23 protein-coding genes are annotated in these 17,614 nt (G+C 55.8%); 12 read left to right on the forward strand and 11 right to left on the reverse strand.

Going from position 1 to position 17,614, the window contains the following annotated elements:
- Positions 1–3: 3 nt before the first annotated feature.
- From flgH to flgB, 7 genes are read right to left on the reverse strand one after another with little or no spacing between them, the layout of a single operon-like run.
- The gene (gene flgH / locus ACOTZB_RS04840) at positions 4–702 is read right to left on the reverse strand and encodes a flagellar basal body L-ring protein FlgH (protein WP_023311139.1); all 699 of its coding nucleotides are present in this window, start codon (positions 700–702) and stop codon (positions 4–6) included.
- 57 nt (positions 703–759) lie between these two features.
- Positions 760–1,542, reverse strand: a complete 783-nt coding sequence (gene flgG / locus ACOTZB_RS04845) for a flagellar basal-body rod protein FlgG (protein WP_008500810.1) — start codon at positions 1,540–1,542, stop codon at positions 760–762.
- A gap of 11 nt (positions 1,543–1,553) precedes the next feature.
- Positions 1,554–2,309 carry a flagellar basal body rod protein FlgF gene (locus ACOTZB_RS04850; RefSeq protein WP_337281067.1) on the reverse strand — a complete coding sequence of 252 codons (756 nt, stop codon included), beginning with the start codon at positions 2,307–2,309 and terminating at the stop codon, positions 1,554–1,556.
- A 20-nt stretch (positions 2,310–2,329) separates the two neighbouring features.
- A complete protein-coding gene (gene flgE / locus ACOTZB_RS04855; RefSeq protein WP_047650858.1) occupies positions 2,330–3,580 on the reverse strand; it encodes a flagellar hook protein FlgE in 1,251 nt (416 codons plus the stop codon).
- 26 nt (positions 3,581–3,606) lie between these two features.
- Positions 3,607–4,317, reverse strand: a complete 711-nt coding sequence (flgD, locus tag ACOTZB_RS04860; RefSeq protein ID WP_193804611.1) for a flagellar hook assembly protein FlgD — start codon at positions 4,315–4,317, stop codon at positions 3,607–3,609.
- Between the two features lie 11 nt (positions 4,318–4,328).
- Positions 4,329–4,733: a flagellar basal body rod protein FlgC gene (gene flgC / locus ACOTZB_RS04865; protein WP_008500814.1), complete on the reverse strand. Its 405-nt coding sequence runs from the start codon at positions 4,731–4,733 to the stop codon at positions 4,329–4,331.
- Between the two features lie 3 nt (positions 4,734–4,736).
- Entirely contained in the window at positions 4,737–5,153 is a 417-nt protein-coding gene (flgB, locus tag ACOTZB_RS04870; RefSeq protein ID WP_023335263.1) for a flagellar basal body rod protein FlgB, read from the reverse strand.
- A gap of 157 nt (positions 5,154–5,310) precedes the next feature.
- On the opposite strand from flgB, the gene flgA reads away from it, so the two are divergent.
- The 3 genes from flgA to flgN all read left to right on the forward strand — a co-directional run bounded on the left by flgA (position 5,311) and on the right by flgN (position 6,787).
- Positions 5,311–5,970 carry a flagellar basal body P-ring formation chaperone FlgA gene (flgA, locus tag ACOTZB_RS04875; protein ID WP_045357085.1) on the forward strand — a complete coding sequence of 220 codons (660 nt, stop codon included), beginning with the start codon at positions 5,311–5,313 and terminating at the stop codon, positions 5,968–5,970.
- Between the two features lie 93 nt (positions 5,971–6,063).
- Positions 6,064–6,357 (forward strand): flagellar biosynthesis anti-sigma factor FlgM, encoded by a 294-nt coding sequence (flgM, locus tag ACOTZB_RS04880; protein ID WP_023311133.1) that lies wholly within the window; start codon positions 6,064–6,066, stop codon positions 6,355–6,357.
- Between the two features lie 4 nt (positions 6,358–6,361).
- Positions 6,362–6,787 carry a flagella biosynthesis chaperone FlgN gene (gene flgN / locus ACOTZB_RS04885; protein WP_008500818.1) on the forward strand — a complete coding sequence of 142 codons (426 nt, stop codon included), beginning with the start codon at positions 6,362–6,364 and terminating at the stop codon, positions 6,785–6,787.
- Positions 6,788–6,846: 59 nt separating this feature from the next.
- Here the strand turns inward: flgN and murJ are convergent, their stop codons facing one another.
- The 4 genes from murJ to rimJ form a co-directional block, all read right to left on the reverse strand.
- On the reverse strand, positions 6,847–8,382 hold the full coding sequence (gene murJ, locus ACOTZB_RS04890) for a murein biosynthesis integral membrane protein MurJ (RefSeq protein ID WP_421626586.1): 1,536 nt from the start codon (positions 8,380–8,382) through the stop codon (positions 6,847–6,849).
- A gap of 129 nt (positions 8,383–8,511) precedes the next feature.
- A complete protein-coding gene (locus ACOTZB_RS04895) occupies positions 8,512–9,435 on the reverse strand; it encodes a Gfo/Idh/MocA family oxidoreductase (RefSeq protein WP_337281069.1) in 924 nt (307 codons plus the stop codon).
- 2 nt (positions 9,436–9,437) lie between these two features.
- A complete protein-coding gene (locus tag ACOTZB_RS04900) occupies positions 9,438–10,094 on the reverse strand; it encodes a YceH family protein (protein WP_421626587.1) in 657 nt (218 codons plus the stop codon).
- Between the two features lie 9 nt (positions 10,095–10,103).
- Positions 10,104–10,688, reverse strand: a complete 585-nt coding sequence (gene rimJ, locus ACOTZB_RS04905) for a ribosomal protein S5-alanine N-acetyltransferase (protein ID WP_008500822.1) — start codon at positions 10,686–10,688, stop codon at positions 10,104–10,106.
- Between the two features lie 236 nt (positions 10,689–10,924).
- Here rimJ and mdtH point away from each other — a divergent pair, with 236 nt between their 5' ends.
- From mdtH to ACOTZB_RS04950, 9 genes are all read left to right on the forward strand, one after another.
- On the forward strand, positions 10,925–12,133 hold the full coding sequence (gene mdtH, locus ACOTZB_RS04910) for a multidrug efflux MFS transporter MdtH (protein ID WP_421626588.1): 1,209 nt from the start codon (positions 10,925–10,927) through the stop codon (positions 12,131–12,133).
- A 123-nt stretch (positions 12,134–12,256) separates the two neighbouring features.
- Entirely contained in the window at positions 12,257–12,817 is a 561-nt protein-coding gene (locus ACOTZB_RS04915; protein WP_337281072.1) for a lipoprotein, read from the forward strand.
- A 126-nt stretch (positions 12,818–12,943) separates the two neighbouring features.
- The gene (gene pyrC, locus ACOTZB_RS04920; protein WP_421626589.1) at positions 12,944–13,990 is read left to right on the forward strand and encodes a dihydroorotase; all 1,047 of its coding nucleotides are present in this window, start codon (positions 12,944–12,946) and stop codon (positions 13,988–13,990) included.
- A gap of 74 nt (positions 13,991–14,064) precedes the next feature.
- Entirely contained in the window at positions 14,065–14,310 is a 246-nt protein-coding gene (gene dinI, locus ACOTZB_RS04925; RefSeq protein WP_008500826.1) for a DNA damage-inducible protein I, read from the forward strand.
- Positions 14,311–14,584: 274 nt separating this feature from the next.
- On the forward strand, positions 14,585–14,839 hold the full coding sequence (gene bssS, locus ACOTZB_RS04930) for a biofilm formation regulator BssS (protein WP_008500827.1): 255 nt from the start codon (positions 14,585–14,587) through the stop codon (positions 14,837–14,839).
- A 116-nt stretch (positions 14,840–14,955) separates the two neighbouring features.
- The gene (gene solA / locus ACOTZB_RS04935; protein ID WP_421626590.1) at positions 14,956–16,074 is read left to right on the forward strand and encodes an N-methyl-L-tryptophan oxidase; all 1,119 of its coding nucleotides are present in this window, start codon (positions 14,956–14,958) and stop codon (positions 16,072–16,074) included.
- Positions 16,075–16,134: 60 nt separating this feature from the next.
- On the forward strand, positions 16,135–16,248 hold the full coding sequence (locus ACOTZB_RS04940) for a YceO family protein (protein WP_337281075.1): 114 nt from the start codon (positions 16,135–16,137) through the stop codon (positions 16,246–16,248).
- A 208-nt stretch (positions 16,249–16,456) separates the two neighbouring features.
- A complete protein-coding gene (locus ACOTZB_RS04945; protein ID WP_421626591.1) occupies positions 16,457–17,023 on the forward strand; it encodes a cytochrome b in 567 nt (188 codons plus the stop codon).
- Position 17,024: 1 nt separating this feature from the next.
- The gene (locus ACOTZB_RS04950) at positions 17,025–17,603 is read left to right on the forward strand and encodes a YceI family protein (RefSeq protein ID WP_045401851.1); all 579 of its coding nucleotides are present in this window, start codon (positions 17,025–17,027) and stop codon (positions 17,601–17,603) included.
- The last annotated feature ends 11 nt before the right edge of the window (positions 17,604–17,614 follow it).

Here is a 17,614-nt window from a genome sequence, read left to right on the forward strand (position 1 = left end):
CGCTTACATTGGCGATAAATTAAGGAAGAAGCGCTGCAGCCAACCCATATTTTGCGCTTCATTGATATAGCCGTTCCCGACGTACTCAATGCGCGCATCCGCCACCTGGGTGGACGGAACGGTGTTGGTGCCGCTGATGGTGCGAGGGTTAACCACGCCCGAGAAGCGAATGAATTCAGTGCCCTGGTTGATGGCGATCTGTTTTTCACCCACAACGTGCAAGTTGCCGTTAACCAGTACCTGGTCAACCGTGACCGTCAGCGTACCGCTGAAGGTGTTGCTGGCGTTCGCGCCGCCTTTACCGTTAAAGGTATTGCCGCCGGACGCCTCAACATCCGCACGAGCATTGCCGAACAGTCCCTGCAGGTAGCGCGGAACGGTATCGAAGCCAAAATTGGTTTTGCCATCGCGGCTGGCGTTCGCCGACGAGCTCTTGCTCGCGCTGACGTTTTCCTGCAGCACAATGGTCAATGTATCGCCGACGTTACGCGGACGGCGATCTTCAAACAGCGGCTGATAGCCGTAATTAATCGGCTGCGCGGTCTGGAAAATGGAGCCGTTCACCACTGGCGCGGGGCCAGGAACGGGTTGGGCAGTCGTCGCACCCTGGACCAATGGTTTAGACGGGATCAAAGCACACCCGCTGAGGGTGACAGCCAGAACAGTCAGTATCGGATAACGAAACGCCGCGTTTTTTTGCATTGCCTTCATCTTCGAAAACAGGGAGCCGGCGCGGCGTTTACCGCACCGGGCTACACCTTAGAGTTGCGTCAGCTTCTGCAGCATCTGGTCGGTCGTCGACACTGCTTTACTGTTAATTTCATACGCGCGCTGGACCTGGATCATATTCACCAGCTCTTCCGCCACGTTCACGTTGGACGTTTCAACATAGCCCTGGTACAGCAGACCCGCACCGTTCAGGCCCGGGGTGCTCTCATTCGGCGTACCGGAGGATTGCGTTTCGGTGTAGAGGTTCTCACCAATGCTTTCCAGACCGGTATCGTTCATGAAGGTGGTCAGGTTGAGCTGCCCGACCTGAACCGGCGCGGCCTGTCCCTGCTGGGTCACGCTGACCACACCGTCACGTCCGATGGTGATGCTCAGGGCATTCGCCGGGATAGTAATCGCAGGCTGAACCTGGAAACCGCCTGCCGTCACCAGCTGGCCGTTCTGATCGACCTGGAACGAACCGTCGCGGGTATAGGCCGAGGTCCCGTCAGGCAGCTGCACCTGGAAGAAGCCCTGGCCTTTGATTGCGACGTCTTTGCTGTTGTTGGTCTGAGACAGGTTGCCCTGGCTGTGCAGACGTTCGGTGGCCACCGGACGAACGCCGGTACCGATCTGCAGGCCCGACGGCAGCGTTGTCTGTTCAGAAGACTGCGCGCCCGGCTGGCGGATGGTTTGATAAAGCAAATCTTCGAAAACGGCACGCTGACGCTTGAAACCATTGGTGCTCACGTTTGCCAGGTTGTTGGCAATCACGTCCATATTGGTTTGCTGGGCGTCCAGGCCAGTTTTCGCAATCCATAAAGAACTGATCATAAGGAGTCCTGTTAACTCATAGCCAGAAGTTGGTTAGCCTTTCCCGCGTTTTCATCGACGCTGCTGATGATCTTCATCTGCATTTCAAAACGACGGGCGCTGGCGATCATGTCGGTCATGGCTTCGACCGGCTTGACGTTACTGCCTTCCAGAACGCCGGACATCACGCGGATGGTCGGATCGGCCTGTAACGTGGCGCCACGCGTCGCCTGCGCCGCCTGGGTCAGACGGAACATGCCGTCGTCGCCGCGCTGCACGTCTTTGGCTTCCGCTTTCACCAGCTTCAGACGTCCGACGGGCGCAACGGTGTTGGCCGGGTCGCCCGGATTCAGTGCCGAAATGGTGCCGTCCGCAGCGATAGTCAGCTCAGAGCCTTCCGGCACGGTCAGCGGACCCGCTTCCCCCATCACCGGATGACCCTGAATCGTCAGCTGGCCCGTCGCGCTCACCTGGATATTGCCGTTACGGGTATAGCCTTCGCTGCCGTCGGCAGTTTGCACCGCCAGCCAGCCGTCCTGCTGCAGGGCAACGTCCAGCGGGCGTGAGGTGTAGTCCATCTGCCCTGGCGTCATATCGGCGCCAGGGGTTGATGCCGTCACCAGCGTACGGGTCGGCAGGGAAAGCCCTTCTACCGGTACCGCGCGCAGCGCATTAAGCTGAGCGCGAAAGCCCGGCGTAGAGGCGTTTGCCAGGTTGCTGGCGGTAACGGCCTGCTGATTGAGCGTCTGACTTGCCGCGCCCATCGCGGTATATATTGCGTGATCCATTGCGCTTTCCTGTTAGCCGCTTAACGCAGGTTAACCAGCGTGTTGAGGATCTGGTCCTGGGTTTTGATGGTCTGCGCGTTCGACTGATAGTTACGCTGCGCGACGATCATGTTCACCAGTTCTTTACTCATATCCACGTTGGAGGCTTCCAGCGCGCCGTTGGTCAGCTTGCCGAAGTTACCGGTGCCTGCGGTACCCAGCAGCGCCACGCCGGAGGACTGGGTGGCAGACCAGACGTTGTCGCCTTCCGATTTCAGACCTTCGTTGTTCGCGAAGTTTGCCAGCACGATCTGGCCCAGAACCTGAGACTGTTCGTTCGAGTAGCTTCCCACTACGGTGCCGTCGTCGTTGATCTGGTAACTCACCAGATCGCCAGGCTTGTAGCCGTTCTGAGTGGTTGCCACAACGCTGTTCGCGCCTGTGTTCTGCTGCATGGAGTTCAGGAAGCTCAGGGAGAAGGTCGCCGCCGTCGCACCGCTGACAGACCCCGTGGTGATGTTAATGGCCGGCGTAGGGTTTGCCGTTCCGCTCAGTACACCCGCAGCGTCGTAGTTATAAACACCCGCCAGGTTACCGTTCGCATCAAAGTTCATCTGCGCCGCTTTCGTAGCGACAGAACCCGCAGCGCTGCCGTCCTGAGTGTAAAGATCCCATTTATTGTTGGCCGTCTTCACGTAGTAGACGTACATGTTATGGGCGTTCCCCTGGCTGTCGAATACGGTCACGGTCCCTTTTTTGTTATAGGTATCCGGGTTGGTTGCATCGAACGGGGCAGTTTGAACAGGATCGGTTGAGTTCAGGTTGATCTGCTGCGTCGCGGTGGTGGTTGATTTTGCCGCCATCAGGGTATTCGGAATAGTAATCGCCTGAGGGTTCGCACCGGTCTGAACGGTTGGAGGCGTTCCTGCTGCCGGGTAGCCCGTCAGCTGCATGCCCTGCATGTTAACCAGCGTACGGTTTTCATCCAGTTTGAACTGACCGTTACGGCTGTAGAACACTGAACCGTTAGAATCGACCATACGGAAGAAACCGTTCTGGCTAATAGCAACGTCCAGACCACGACCGGTGTTGGTGGTGGTGCCGTCGCTAAAGTCCTGAGTAATGCCGGCAACTTTCACGCCCAGGCCGACTTTGGAACCGGCAAACATGTCTGCAAAGGAAGCAGAACCGGATTTAAAACCATAGGTCGCGGAGTTGGCGATGTTGTTGCCAATGACGTCCAGGTTGGTGGCCGCAGCATTCAGGCCGCTGACCGCTTGAGAAAAGGCCATGACTTACTCCTGATAAGTGTTAAGGCTTAGATAATCTGCCGAACTTCGTCGAGTGTGGTGGAACCAGAGGTTCCCAAATCCAGTTTGTTGCCGTCGCTTCCTTTAATCACGCCCTGGACCAGCGCGAACTGCAGCGGCTGCGCCACCAGCTGGGTTGTCCCGTTGCTGGCGCTGATCGCCACTTTGTAGGAACCGTTTGGTGCTTTCGTGCCGTCGGTCAGGCTGCCATCCCACGTAAAGGTGTGAACGCCCGCCTTCAGCTCGCCGATATCAATGGTGCGAACTACCGCGCCGGTGGAATCCGTGATCGTGGCAGTTACTTTTTCCGCTGCCTGCTGGAGCTCTACGCCAAACGGCGTGGTGGTCGTTGTGGTGTTGCCTTCGGTGGTGCTGGTCCCCGCCAGAATCGTGGTTCCCGGGATCATCACCCCGTGGCCAATCAGGCTTGCCGCCTGCAGAGACTGGGCGCTGTTAATCTGCCCGGAGACGGAGCCGAGGGTGGTGTTCAGTTTCTCAATGCCGCTCACGGTGCTGATCTGCGCAAGCTGCGTGGTCAGTTCGTTGTTCTGCATTGGGTTGGTGGGATCCTGGTTCTTAAGCTGCGCCACCAGCAGCGTCAGAAAGCTGCCCTGAAGATCGGCGGCATTGCTCCCGGTCAGGGAGTTAGAACCCGTCGTACTCTTCGTGTTATTAACACCCGAGTTCGTAGGATCGTTCACATTTACGGCGATGGACATGCTTGTCTCCTTTACTGGCCGAGAGTGAGCGTTTTGAGCATCATGCTCTTCACGGTATTCAGCACTTCAACGTTGGCCTGGTAGCTACGGGAAGCCGACATGGAGTTCACCATCTCACCCACCACATCCACGTTTGGCATTTTCACGTATCCGCTGGCATCCGCGAGCGGGTTACCCGGCTCATACACCAGCCTGTCCGGCGCCTGGCTCTCTACCACATCAGACACCTTCACGCCGCCCGTCGCCGCGCCCGGCGCAGCATCGACCTGAAAGACAACCTGTTTGGCACGATAAGGCTGGCCGTCTGGTCCGGTTACGCTGTCGGCATTCGCCAGGTTACTGGCAGCCACGTTCAGGCGTTTGGACTGCGCGGTTAACGCCGAACCGGCAATATCAAAAATATTCAACAAGGCCATCTATCAGTTCCCCCCCTGCAGGACGTTCATCATGCCTTTGATTTGTCCGCCGAGAAGGGTCAGGCCCGTCTGGTATTTCAGGCTGTTATCGGCAAACTGGGTACGCTCCCGGTCCATATCCACGGTGTTACCGTCGAGTGAGGGCTGATCGGGAATGCGATAAAGTAAATCGGTCGCTGGCGCGGTCATCGCCTGAGCAGGAATATGGCGAGAGGATGTCATGGCAAGTGCAACACCCGTTCCTTCGGCACGTCCACGCTCCATCACCTTTTTGAGCTCACTGGAAAAATCAATATCGCGCGCCTGAAACCCTGGGGTATCGGCGTTAGCGATGTTGGCGGCTAAAATCTCCTGCCGCTGGGCGCGTAAATTGAGCGCTTCCTGCTGAAAACGTAACGCGGCGTCGAGTTTATCGAGCATGTCTCCTCCGCTGATGGCAAAATTTCAGTTCACAGCTTAAATCTCACCCGGTCTCCCCTATCGACGGAATAAGCGCAAAATGCGTCGCTATTTATTGCGTTGATGCAAAACCACTGCAGGTAGAATTCATTCAACTCTGGAAACGGTGGAACTTGCGATGCAAACGTTAAAACGTGGCCTGGTGGCAACTTTCTTGCTCTTTAGCCCTCTGGTGCAGGCTGAAGGCTTACAGGATCGGCTGACGGCTTTTTTTGCTGAAAAGCTGGCGGGCTTTAGCGATGAGGTTAACGTTACCGTGCGCACCCCACCGAATCTGTACCCGACCTGTGACCAACCGTCATTCAGCGTGACGGGAACCACCCGGCTGTGGGGGAACGTGAACGTGCTGGCACGCTGCGCGAACGAAAAACGCTATTTACAGGTTGCAGTTCAGGCGACGGGCAATTATGTTGTCGCCGCCGTGCCGATTGCGCGCGGCAGCGTGCTGCAGACGAACAGCGTGACGTTAAAACGCGGCCGTCTGGATCAGCTGCCTCCACGCACCATGCTGGATATGAACCAGGCTCAGGACGCCGTCAGTCTTCGCGATGTCGCCCCCGGCCAGCCGATACAGCTCTCCATGCTGCGTCAGTCGTGGCGGGTCAAAGCGGGCCAACAGGTGATGGTGGTGGCCAACGGAGATGGCTTTAGCATCAACAGTGAAGGGAAAGCGTTGAACAATGCCGCGGTGGCGCAAAACGCCCGCGTCAGAATGTCCTCAGGCCAGGTGGTGAGCGGAACCGTCGATTCTGATGGGAATATTCTGATTAACCTATAATCTTTTTAAAGATTTCGCGGCGCGTGCCGATAAATATTCCACTAATGATGATGTCAGGCGCAAACGCCGCGAACCCTCGATGAGGACAACACTATGAGCATTGATCGTACATCAGCCCTGAAGCCGGTAAGCGCTGTACAACCTCGCGAAACGAATGACGCTCCTGCGCAGAAAACGCGTCTGGAAAAACCGTCAACGTCCAACAGCACCAGCGTTACCCTGAGCGACGCGCAGGCAAAACTGATGCAGCCAGGCAGCAATGATATCAATATGGAACGTGTTGAAGCGCTGAAAACGGCTATTCGTAACGGTGAGCTGAAAATGGACACCAGCAAGATTGCTGATGCCCTGATTCAGGAAGCACAGAGTTTCTTACAGAGTAACTAACCGTATGAGTCGACTGTCAGAAATACTGGATCAAATGACGGTTGTTCTTAACGACCTGAAAACGGTAATGGACGCTGAACAGCAGCATCTCTCTTCCGGTCACATCAACGGCAGCGCGCTGCAGCGTATTACTGAAGATAAGAGTTCGCTACTGGCGACGCTGGATTATCTGGAGCAGCAGCGCCGCGCTGAGCAGGATCCTAAGCGTAGCGCCAATGACGATATTATTGAGCGCTGGCAAACCATTACCGAAAAAACCCAGCACCTGCGCGACCTTAACCAGCACAACGGCTGGCTACTGGAAGGTCAGATTGAGCGTAATCAGCAGGCGCTTGAGGTATTAAAACCGCATAAAGAAACCGGACTGTACGGTGCGGATGGTCAAACAGCGACTGCGCGTATTGCGGGAGTTAAAAAGATTTCGATTTGACGCCTGGGCGACAAATCATGCGGCGGGGAGCACCATAAGGTGAACTCCCCTTTTGGCGTTTATGCCGTACGGCGGGCAAACTCTTTCACTTTGAACCCCAGCACCGCGAGCGTGGCAAAGTAAGCCACGACCCCGACGCCTACCACGGCCATCAGCCGCATCAGACGATAAGGCATAGTGCCGAGGGACCACTCCGGCATCACGTACATCATGCCGAGAAGCGCCGCCGACATCACCAGTACCGCAACGATCAGACGTACCAGGAAACTTCCCCACCCCGGCTGCGGCGTAAAGATATCCTGCTTGCGCAGCTGCCAGTACAGCAGCCCGGCATTCAGACAGGCCGCCAGACCAATAGACAGCGACAGGCCAGCATGCTTCAGCGGACCAATAAATGCCAGGTTCATCAGCTGGGTCATAATCAGCGTCACGATGGCAATTTTCACCGGCGTTTTGATGTCCTGACGCGAGTAGAACCCGGGCGCCAGCACCTTGACGACGATCAGCCCCATCAAGCCGACCGAGTAGGCAATCAGCGCGCGCTGGGTCATGGCGGCATCAAAGGCGGTGAATTTCCCGTACTGGAAGAGCGACACCGTCAGCGGTTTGGCCAGAATGCCCAGCGCCACCGCGCTTGGCAGGGCCAGCAGGAAGCAGAGACGTAAACCCCAGTCCATCAGGCGGCAATATTCATCATGATTGCCGCTGGCAAAGCTTTTCGACAGCGACGGCAGCAGGATGGTCCCCAGCGCCACGCCCAGCACCCCGGACGGGAATTCCATCAGACGGTCGGCGTAGTACATCCAGGAAACCGAGCCGGACACGAGGAAAGAGGCAAAGATGGTGTTAATGATAAGCGAGATCTGGCTGACGGAGACGCCGAGAATAGCGGGCCCCATCTGCTTGATCACGCGCATCGCCCCAGCATCTTTGAGATTGATGCGCGGCAGCACCAGCATGCCGATTTTTTTCAGATGCGGCAGCTGGTACGCCAGCTGCAGCACGCCGCCGACGGTAACCGCCCAGGCCAGCGCCAACACCGGCGGGTTGAAGTGCGGCGCGGCGAACAGGGCAAAACCGATCATGCTGACGTTGAGAAACGTTGGCGCAAACGCCGGAACAGAGAAGCGGTTCCAGGTGTTCAGGATCGCCCCCACCAGCGAGGCCAGCGAGATGAGCAGAATATAGGGGAAAGTAATGCGCAGCAGCTGCGAGGTCAGCGCAAATTTGTCAGCCGTATCGGCAAAACCGGGCGCGGTCACCATAATCACCCAGGGCGCGGCAAGCATACCGAAGACGGTCACCACCGCCAAAGCCAGCGTCAGCAGCCCGGAGACATAAGAGACAAAGACGCGCGTCGCGTCTTCGCCTTGCTTGCTTTTATATTCCGCCAGAATAGGCACGAATGCCTGGGAAAACGCTCCTTCAGCAAAAATACGACGCAGCAGGTTTGGCAATTTGAACGCGACGAAAAAGGCGTCCGTGGCCATCCCTGCACCAAATACCCTTGCCACAATGGCGTCGCGCGCAAAACCCAGCACGCGGGAAAACATGGTCATCGAGCTGACGGCCGCCAGCGATTTTAATAAGTTCATTAACGTGAATTTCCAGAACCATACGGATTTCCAGGACGGGCAAGCGTAAGCGCCACCCGGCAAAGCCTACAAGCGGCGCTTAGTCTACCCGGATTTCAACGAATTACTATCCGCAGATGTTACAGCGAGTTATTCGCTCATGGCCTCGCGCCAGAGCCTTTCCACAATGCGCTGCGCCATAATGGCCTGCTCGCCGGACGTTTCAGGAACCGTCTGATTTTGCACGCAGGTGATAAAGTGACGGGCGCATCCTGCGAAACCGCGCTGCTCGAGTGTGCTCTGCCATCCCGGTGCCGGAAGCGTCACCACGCCGTTGCCCTTCTCTTCCCGCCACTCGCGCATGTCCGTAATGTCGTACAGCGCGCCCTCGGTCACCGCCTGCACGGATTCACGCTGACTTCCCGCACGACGGTGCATGCTGGTGGTAATCTGAAGATGCTCAACGGCGAAGTGGTGCTCCGCGTAGACCATCTGCCCCTGGTCATTCGTTAACAGGGTACCGCTTTTCAGCAGCGCTTCGCCGTTGCTCAGCCACAGCGCCGTATCCACAACGTGCAGATAATCATCCAGAAGGGTGAAGCGTAGATCGTTTGGCCCAATGCTGTCGGTGCGGTGCTTATCCATCCGCAGCGAGGCGAGCGTCCCCGACTGCGCCTTCAGCTGCTGGTAAAGCGGCGCGAAGCGGCGGTTGAAGCCCACCATCAGCGTCAGTTTTTTGCGCGCGGCCAGCTCAATCAGCCGTTCGGCATCCTGAACATTTTCCGCCAGCGGTTTATCCACGCAGACGTGAACTCCCGCATTGAGCAGTTCGCTCACAACCTGATAGTGGGTTGCCGTTGAGGTATGCACAAAAACCGCATCACACTCGCGGGCCAGATCCTGCAGGGAGGCGGCATACGGAATGCGCCAGGTTTCGCAGATACGTTCTGCCTTTTCTCGGGTGGGTGACCATGCCCCTTGCAGGGTCCAGTCCGTCGCCGCACCTAACACAGGCAGCCAGGCTTTTTGCGCGATGCCGCCGAGCCCCACCACGCCTACGCGTAATTTTTTCACCGTCAGTCTCCCAGATGTGCCAGCAATGCGTCCAGACGCTGTTTCAGCCCGGCGACCTCGTCTTCCAGCGCCTCTACGCGCGCGGCAAGAGTGTCATTGCTTGCTGAGGATCCCGCGTCGCTCTCCGCGGTAGCGGTAGCGACATCGACGTCGCCGCTGAACAGGTGCATATAGCGGCTTTCACGTTTGCCCGGCTCGCGCGCCAGACGCACCACGTATGGGCCGTCTTCACGTGAGGCCAGCCCTTCCAGGGTCTGCTCGACTTCCTGCATATCGCTGAACTCATGCATGCGGGAAGCGCGCGTGCGCAGCTCTCCCGGCGTCTGCGCTCCGCGCAGCAACAGCGTGGTGATGACCGCCACTTCCGCACTGCTCAGCTTCAGGTCACCGAACTCGGAGTTACAGAAGCGCTGTTCGTATTTGGTCACGCGGTTGCCGAAGCCGCTTACGGTGCGCAGATAGTGGCGTTTTACCAGCGCATCCAGCACGTCCTGAACCTCATGCTCGCTGAGGTTCATCACCGGCTCGCGGTTGGTCTTCTGGTTGCAGGCCATGGTCACGGCGTTAACGGAGAGCGGATACTGCTCCGGCGTGGTGACCTGTTTTTCGAGTAAGCACCCAATTACGCGCGCTTCGGTACCGTTTAGCTGATACTTCATCTTTTCTCCTTAACGACCTGCGGTCCAGTCCCGGGTGGTTAACGCCGTCAGAACGTGGTCACGCCACTCTCCGTCTATCAGCAGATAGTCTTTGGCGTAACCCTCTTTCTCGAACCCTAAGCGCGCCAGCAAATTGCCGCTGCGCTGATTGTGCGGCATATAGTTCGCCATGATGCGATGGATATGCTGCGTGCGTTGCATATAGCGGATCGCCACCGTTAACGCCTCGTACATCAGCCCCTGCCCCTGCCATTTCTGGCCGATGGAGTAGCCAAGGTAGCAGGCGTGAAACGACCCGCGCACCACGTTTGAAAAATTGGCGATCCCGATAATCTCTTTCTCTTCAGGATCCAGCAGCGCGAAATAAAACGCGCTGCCCTGCTTGTGAAATTCCGTAATCATGCTGAGGCGCGCCTGCCAGCCGGAAGGGTAACAATGGCTCTCATCCCGAACGGGTTCCCAGGGTTTTAAAAACTGGCGATTCTCGGCGTAATAATCCGCCAGACGCCAGGCATCACGCTCATGCACCAGACGAACGACCAGCCGGTCCGTTGTCAGACGCACTTTTGGCACATTACTGCGATAGCCAAACATCGATACCACTCCTTCCCGTCACTTCTGCTTACCCATTAGCTTTACTATACCTGCGCCTTTGCCGTCTGTGAAAACAGTGACATACCATTTTGCCCTCTTTTCACATTTTTCGATAAGAACTCTCTATCAAAGCACCCTTTTGATAAAAAAATATTGTCACCTCCGGGGGTGGGAAAAAACGCGGCGACACCGCAGAATATTAGCGTGCTCACCTTCTTATTTTCCCTGGAGGGAAAATGTCCCGCGTATCACAGGCCAGGAGCCTGGGTAAATATTTCCTGCTCGTCGATAACATGCTGGTCGTGCTGGGCTTTTTTGTCGTGTTCCCTCTCATCTCGATTCGCTTCGTCGATCAAATGGGCTGGGCGGCATTAGTGGTCGGTATTGCGCTGGGGTTACGCCAGTTTGTCCAGCAGGGGCTGGGCGTCTTTGGCGGGGCCATTGCCGACCGTTTTGGTGCTAAACCGATGATCGTTACCGGCATGCTGCTGCGCGCGGCAGGCTTTGCCACGATGGCGGTCGCCCAAGAGCCCTGGCTGCTCTGGTTCTCCTGTTTCCTCTCCGGTATCGGGGGCACGCTGTTCGATCCTCCACGTACCGCGCTGGTGGTGAAGCTGATTCGCCCCCAGCACCGCGGCCGTTTCTTCTCAATTCTGATGATGCAGGACAGTGCCGGGGCGGTTGTCGGCGCCCTGCTGGGAAGCTGGCTGCTGCAGTATGACTTCCGTCTGGTCTGCGCCGCCGGTGCGGTGCTCTTTATTCTGTGCGCGCTGTTTAATGGCCTGTTCCTGCCCGCCTGGAAACTGTCGACGGTCAAAGCGCCGGTCCGGGAAGGGCTTGGCCGCGTCCTGCGCGACAAACGTTTTGTCACCTATGTGTTGACCCTGACGGGCTATTACATGCTGGCCGTGCAGGTCATGCTGATGCTGCCGATCATGGTTAACGACATTGCAGGCACCCCTGCAGCCGTTAAATGGATGTACGCCATCGAAGCCTGCCTGTCGTTAACGCTGCTCTATCCGATTGCCCGCTGGAGCGAGCGGCATTTTCGTCTGGAGCATCGCCTGATGGCCGGGCTGTTCCTGATGACGCTGAGCATGATGCCGATCGGCCTGGTGAATTCTCTCCAGCAGCTGTTTACGCTGATTTGCACGTTCTATATAGGGTCGATCATCGCCGAGCCTGCCCGTGAAACGCTGAGCGCCTCGCTTGCGGATGCGCGTGCGCGCGGCAGCTATATGGGTTTCAGCCGGCTGGGGCTGGCGCTTGGCGGTGCATTAGGTTACGCCGGTGGCGGCTGGTTGTTTGATGCCGGCAAAGCGTTTAACCAGCCCGAACTCCCGTGGATGATGCTCGGCGCGGTGGGCTTTATGACGCTCCTTGCCCTGTGGTGGCAGTTCAGCCAAAAACGCAGCGCGAGCGGCATGCTAGAGCCTGGCGCGTAGCCTTTCCCTCGGGCGGGAGCCCCTCCCGCCCCACTTCTCAGTTTTTTCTGCTGGTTTCTGCCCATTCACGCTGACATACTGGCGCAACAGGACAGAAGCGCCGATTTTTCGTTGAGGAACACTATGAAGAAAATTGTCTTAGCCGCGGCATTAGTTGTCAGCGGTCTGCTGGTTGGCTGTAACCAGCTCACGCAATATACCGTCAGTGAACAGGAAATTAATCAGGCGCTGGAAAAACATAACAATTTCTCGAAAGACATTGGCGTACCGGGGCTGGCGGACGCCCATATCGTGCTCACAAACCTGACCAGCCAGATTGGACGTGAAGAGCCAAACAAAGTCACCCTGGCCGGTGATGCGGACCTCGATATGTCCTCCCTCTTTGGCAATCAGAAAGCCAACATCAAGCTCAAGCTGAAGGCGCTCCCTGTTTTCAACAAAGAGAAAGGGGCGATTTTCCTGCAGGAGATGGAAGTGGTCGATGCGAAGGTGTCGCCGGACAAAATGGCGCCGGTTCTGCAAACCCTGATGCCCTATCTGAATCAGTCGCTGCGAAATTACTTTAACCAGCAGCCCGCGTACGTCTTAAGCGAAGACAAAAGCAAGGGTGAAGCTCTGGCGAAAAAATACGCAAAAGGCATAGAGGTGAAACCGGGAGAAATTATCATTCCTTTCACCGATTAACCTGAAGGGCGCTGCGGCGCCCTTTTTTTTACGGAAAAGTGTGCAAACGAAAACGTTTCCGCTTATGATTTGTGTCCGGCAAAAACAGCCATCCTTATGACTGATTCCTGACAAGCCGGAGCTTCCATGACTGCACAACCCCAGGTTCTTAAAATCCGCCGCCCTGACGACTGGCATATCCATCTGCGCGATGGCGATATGCTGAAAACCGTCGTGCCTTATACCAGCGAAATTTATGGCCGCGCGATTGTCATGCCTAACCTGGTTCCACCAGTCACCACCGTCGATGCCGCGATAGCCTATCGCCAGCGCATCCTGGATGCCGTTCCTGCGGGACACGATTTTACCCCGCTGATGACCTGCTATCTTACCGACTCGCTGGATCCGAACGAAGTGGAGCGCGGGTTTAACGAAGGCGTATTTACGGCGGCGAAACTCTACCCGGCGAATGCCACCACCAACTCCAGCCACGGCGTCACCAGCATTGATGCCATCATGCCGGTTCTGGAACGCATGCAGAAACTGGGCATGCCGCTGCTGGTCCATGGTGAAGTCACGCATGCCGAGATTGACATCTTTGACCGTGAAGCCCGCTTTATCGAGACCGTGATGGAGCCTCTGCGCCAGCGCCTGCCCGCGCTGAAAGTGGTCTTTGAGCATATCACCACCAAAGACGCGGCAGAGTACGTGCGTGACGGCAACGACCTTATCGCCGCCACCATTACGCCACAGCACCTGATGTTTAACCGTAACCACATGCTGGTTGGCGGGATGCGCCCTCACCTGTACTGTCTGCCGATTCTTAAGCGCAACATCCACCAGCAGGCGCTGCGCGAGCTGGTCGCCAGCGGGTTCTCCCGCGCCTTCCTCGGCACCGATTCCGCACCTCACGCCCGCCATCGTAAAGAGGCGAGCTGCGGATGCGCAGGCTGCTTCAACGCTCCAACGGCACTGGCCAGCTACGCGACCGTCTTTGAAGAGATGAACGCGCTCGAACATTTTGAAGCGTTCTGCTCCCTTAACGGCCCGCGCTTCTACGGCCTGCCGGTCAACGACACCTTTATCGAACTGGAGCGTAAAGCGAGCCACGTTGAGGAGTCCATTGCGCTGACGGATGACACGCTGATCCCATTCCTGGCGGGCGAAACCGTTAACTGGACGGTAAAACGTTAAAAAATCAATGCCCCTTGTTGTCAAACCGATAATATACCTGTATAAATAAACAGTATATTACACAGGGGGCATTTATGCGTATTGAAGTCACCATAGCCAAAACAACCGTTCTGCCTGCCGGCGCGCTTGATGCACTGGCAGGCGAATTATCCCGCCGTATTAACAACACCTTTCCCGACAACGCGGGTGCCGTAACGGTGCGTTACGCCGCGGCGAACAACCTCTCCGTCATTGGTGCTGCGAAAGAAGATAAAGATCGCATCAGCGAAATCCTGCAGGAAACGTGGGAAAGCGCAGACGACTGGTTTATCACAGATTAACACTGCTCCCTCATTGTGTTTTTTTGCCGGGTCGCCCCGGCTTTTTTTTGTCTAAAAATCCTGCAAGTTCAAATTAATTCGGCATCTTCTTTAAAAATCGTGAACGAGATGGTGTTTTATTGTTCGAACAATCCTAAAAAGCAGAAAAATGTGTTGCCACCTGTTTATTTTTCCCGTTGGAACCCTTATTACTTGGTATACTGAAGATGCTTTCAGAAAAACATGCATTGAACCTCAGAGCCGTTGTCTTCTAACACGCATTAAGGGGGTTATAATGGAAAAGAATAGTGAAGTGATCCAGACCCATCCACTGGTTGGCTGGGATATCAGTACCGTAGATAGCTACGATGCGCTGATGCTGCGTTTGCACTACCAGACCCCGAATCAACTCAACCGTGAAGAAGCGGAAGTTGGACAGACGCTGTGGCTAACAACAGACGTCGCCCGTCAGTTTATTTCTATTTTAGAGGCAGGTATTGCAAAAATAGAATCTGGCGACTATCAGGAAAATGAGTATAAACGGCACTAAGCTTATGCCCACTTTTCTCTCTACAGGCACCCTCGCGGTGCCTTATTTATTTCTCCCTTGTCTAACCTCGCGTTGTTAATTACTCTGCTAACAAAACATCAGTTTACGAGATGCATATGAGATACGACTTAATCATTATTGGTAGCGGCTCCGTGGGTTCCGCTGCCGGTTATTACGCAACGCAGGCAGGTCTGAAGGTCCTGATGATCGATGCCCATCTCCCTCCTCATTCGGAGGGTAGCCATCATGGCGATACCCGCCTCATGCGTCATGCGTATGGAGAAGGCGAGCGCTATGTTCCGCTGGTGCTTCGCGCCCAGACGCTGTGGGACGAGCTGGCGAAGCAGACCGAAGAGCGTATTTTCGAGCGTACCGGCGTCATCAACCTTGGCCCTGCTCATTCTGATTTTCTCGCCGGCGTCGAGCGCAGCGCAAAAGCCTTTAATCTGGATGTCGAGAAGCTGGACGCGACGGGCATTACCGCGCGCTGGCCTGAAATTACCGTCCCGGATGATTACATCGGCCTCTTTGAAGCCCACTCTGGCGTGCTGCATTGTGAAACGGCGATCAAAACCTGGATCGACCTTGCCGCGAAAGCTGGCTGTGCGCAGCTGTTTAACTGTCCGGTTGAGGCTATCACCCATGACATGAATGGCGTCACGGTAACGACTCTTGACGGCGACTATTCAGCGTCCCGCCTGCTCGTCAGCGCAGGAACCTGGGTCACGCGCCTGCTGCCGGAACTGCCAATCCAGCCGGTGCGCAAGGTCTTCTCCTGGTTCCAGTCGGATGGCCGCTACAGCGCGCAGAATAAATTCCCGGCCTTCACCGGCGAATTGCCGAATGGCGATCAGTTCTACGGTTTCCCTTCCGAGAAAGACGCGCTGAAAATCGGTAAACACAACGGTGGCCAGGCTATCGCCTCTCCTGACGAGCGTAAGCCCTTCGGCGCCTTCCCACAGGATGGTTCGGAAGCCTTCTCGTTCCTGCGTACTATTCTTCCGGGCGTCGGTGGCTTGCTGTATGGCGCGGCCTGTACCTACGACAACACGCCGGATGAAGACTTTATCATTGATACGCTGCCGGGGCATGACAACGTTCTGCTGATTACCGGGCTGAGCGGCCATGGCTTTAAGTTCGCGTCCGTGCTGGGCGAGATCGCCGCGCAGTTTGCCCAGGGCATCGCGCCGCAGTTTGATCTGAGGCCCTTCTCACTCTCGCGTTTTAACGGATAATCCCCCACGGGCTCCGGAGGTTTCGGGGCTCGTTTCATTCACACTGCATTACGGGGCGTTATGCGCAGGATCGTTAACTTTCTGGTGAATAATATTCGCGAGCATTTCATGCTCTACATCTTACTGTGGGCGCTGCTGGCCATTATTGATTTTATTTACATTGTATTTTATTGAAAGCCCCGATTGACAATAATTGACATTTATTTAGCTTTACTGAAACTCTCAATTCCATCTTGCACGAAGACATTGAATTACCTTTATCAATCCTGTTCAAAAGCGCTGAAATAAATAAAATAAAAATCAATAGACAATTATTTCAGTTGCAATATCACATCTTCCCGTTCATTTTTACCCTTCGGTTAATTTGAAAATGGACATTCTGATGCAACTGCGTAACTCCTCCCGGCGCTACGGAATAATATCCATAGGTTTGCACTGGATATTTGCTCTTGCCGTCTACGGTATGTTTGGCCTTGGCCTCTGGATGGTCACGCTCAGCTATTATGACGGCTGGTATCACCAGGCACCGGAGTTACATAAAAGCATTGGCGTTCTCCTGATGTTGGGGCTGGTCTTCCGTGTGATCTGGCGACATATTTCCCCGCCGCCCGCCGCGCCAAAGACCCACAGCAAATTTACCCGCGTCAGTGCAGTCGCCGCGCATATTGCCCTCTATGCACTGCTGTTTGGCATCCTGATTAGTGGCTATCTCATTTCGACGGCTGACGGTAAGCCGATTAACGTCTTTGGCCTGTTCGAGGTTCCGGCAACAATTAGCGATGCCGGGGCGCAGGCCGATACGGCGGGGGTCGTTCACCTCTGGCTTGCCTGGAGCGTGGTGATCCTGTCCGTGCTGCACGGGCTTGCCGCCCTCAAACACCATTTTATTGATAAAGACGATACGCTAAAGCGCATGCTTGGCCGCTCGTCAGTTGACTCTGGAGCATAAAATGAAAAAACACCTGCTGGGTATCGCCCTGGGTTCTCTGTTATTCACCGCCGGTTCCGCCGTGGCGGCGGATTATAAAATTGATAAAGAGGGCCAGCACGCTTTCGTCAATTTCCGTATTCAGCACCTGGGATATAGCTGGCTGTACGGCACCTTTAAGGATTTTGACGGCACGTTCACCTTTGACGAAAAAAATCCCGCGGCCGATAAAGTCAATGTGACGATTAATACGAACAGCGTCGACACGAACCACGCAGAGCGCGATAAACACCTGCGCAGTGGGGAGTTCCTCAACGTCGCGAAATTCCCGCAGGCGACCTTCACTTCAACTGAGGTGAAGAAAGACGGTGATAAGCTAAATATTACCGGCAACCTGACGCTTAATGGCGTAACCAAACCGGTCACGCTTGATGCTAAATTACTGGGTCAGGGTGACGATCCGTGGGGCGGTAAACGCGCAGGTTTTGAAGCGGCGGGTAAAATTCACCTGAAAGATTTTAATATCACAACGGATTTAGGCCCCGCGTCTCAGGACGTTGAGCTGATTATTTCCGTTGAAGGCGTACAGCAGAAATCATAATAGATTTGCCC

Origin of the sequence: Enterobacter cloacae complex sp. SHL020, from assembly GCF_049236945.1 — a bacterium.
In the GTDB taxonomy this organism is placed as follows: Bacteria; Pseudomonadota; Gammaproteobacteria; order Enterobacterales; family Enterobacteriaceae; genus Enterobacter; species Enterobacter dykesii.

Excerpts from the sequence above, each read along its gene's own strand:
- rimJ (WP_008500822.1), bottom strand. The coding sequence starts at position 10,688 with ATGTTTGGCTATCGCAGTAATGTGCCAAAAGTGCGTCTGACAACGGAC.
- flgC (WP_008500814.1), bottom strand. The coding sequence starts at position 4,733 with ATGGCCTTGTTGAATATTTTTGATATTGCCGGTTCGGCGTTAACCGCG.
- murJ (WP_421626586.1), bottom strand. The coding sequence starts at position 8,382 with ATGAACTTATTAAAATCGCTGGCGGCCGTCAGCTCGATGACCATGTTT.
- flgA (WP_045357085.1), top strand. The coding sequence starts at position 5,311 with ATGCAAACGTTAAAACGTGGCCTGGTGGCAACTTTCTTGCTCTTTAGC.
- flgB (WP_023335263.1), bottom strand. The coding sequence starts at position 5,153 with ATGCTCGATAAACTCGACGCCGCGTTACGTTTTCAGCAGGAAGCGCTC.
- flgD (WP_193804611.1), bottom strand. The coding sequence starts at position 4,317 with ATGTCCATCGCCGTAAATGTGAACGATCCTACGAACTCGGGTGTTAAT.
- pyrC (WP_421626589.1), top strand. The coding sequence starts at position 12,944 with ATGACTGCACAACCCCAGGTTCTTAAAATCCGCCGCCCTGACGACTGG.
- flgH (WP_023311139.1), bottom strand. The coding sequence starts at position 702 with ATGCAAAAAAACGCGGCGTTTCGTTATCCGATACTGACTGTTCTGGCT.
- flgM (WP_023311133.1), top strand. The coding sequence starts at position 6,064 with ATGAGCATTGATCGTACATCAGCCCTGAAGCCGGTAAGCGCTGTACAA.
- ACOTZB_RS04900 (WP_421626587.1), bottom strand. The coding sequence starts at position 10,094 with ATGAAGTATCAGCTAAACGGTACCGAAGCGCGCGTAATTGGGTGCTTA.
- flgN (WP_008500818.1), top strand. The coding sequence starts at position 6,362 with ATGAGTCGACTGTCAGAAATACTGGATCAAATGACGGTTGTTCTTAAC.
- ACOTZB_RS04945 (WP_421626591.1), top strand. The coding sequence starts at position 16,457 with ATGCAACTGCGTAACTCCTCCCGGCGCTACGGAATAATATCCATAGGT.
- mdtH (WP_421626588.1), top strand. The coding sequence starts at position 10,925 with ATGTCCCGCGTATCACAGGCCAGGAGCCTGGGTAAATATTTCCTGCTC.
- ACOTZB_RS04950 (WP_045401851.1), top strand. The coding sequence starts at position 17,025 with ATGAAAAAACACCTGCTGGGTATCGCCCTGGGTTCTCTGTTATTCACC.
- flgG (WP_008500810.1), bottom strand. The coding sequence starts at position 1,542 with ATGATCAGTTCTTTATGGATTGCGAAAACTGGCCTGGACGCCCAGCAA.
- bssS (WP_008500827.1), top strand. The coding sequence starts at position 14,585 with ATGGAAAAGAATAGTGAAGTGATCCAGACCCATCCACTGGTTGGCTGG.
- ACOTZB_RS04915 (WP_337281072.1), top strand. The coding sequence starts at position 12,257 with ATGAAGAAAATTGTCTTAGCCGCGGCATTAGTTGTCAGCGGTCTGCTG.
- ACOTZB_RS04850 (WP_337281067.1), bottom strand. The coding sequence starts at position 2,309 with ATGGATCACGCAATATATACCGCGATGGGCGCGGCAAGTCAGACGCTC.
- ACOTZB_RS04940 (WP_337281075.1), top strand. The coding sequence starts at position 16,135 with ATGCGCAGGATCGTTAACTTTCTGGTGAATAATATTCGCGAGCATTTC.
- dinI (WP_008500826.1), top strand. The coding sequence starts at position 14,065 with ATGCGTATTGAAGTCACCATAGCCAAAACAACCGTTCTGCCTGCCGGC.
- solA (WP_421626590.1), top strand. The coding sequence starts at position 14,956 with ATGAGATACGACTTAATCATTATTGGTAGCGGCTCCGTGGGTTCCGCT.
- flgE (WP_047650858.1), bottom strand. The coding sequence starts at position 3,580 with ATGGCCTTTTCTCAAGCGGTCAGCGGCCTGAATGCTGCGGCCACCAAC.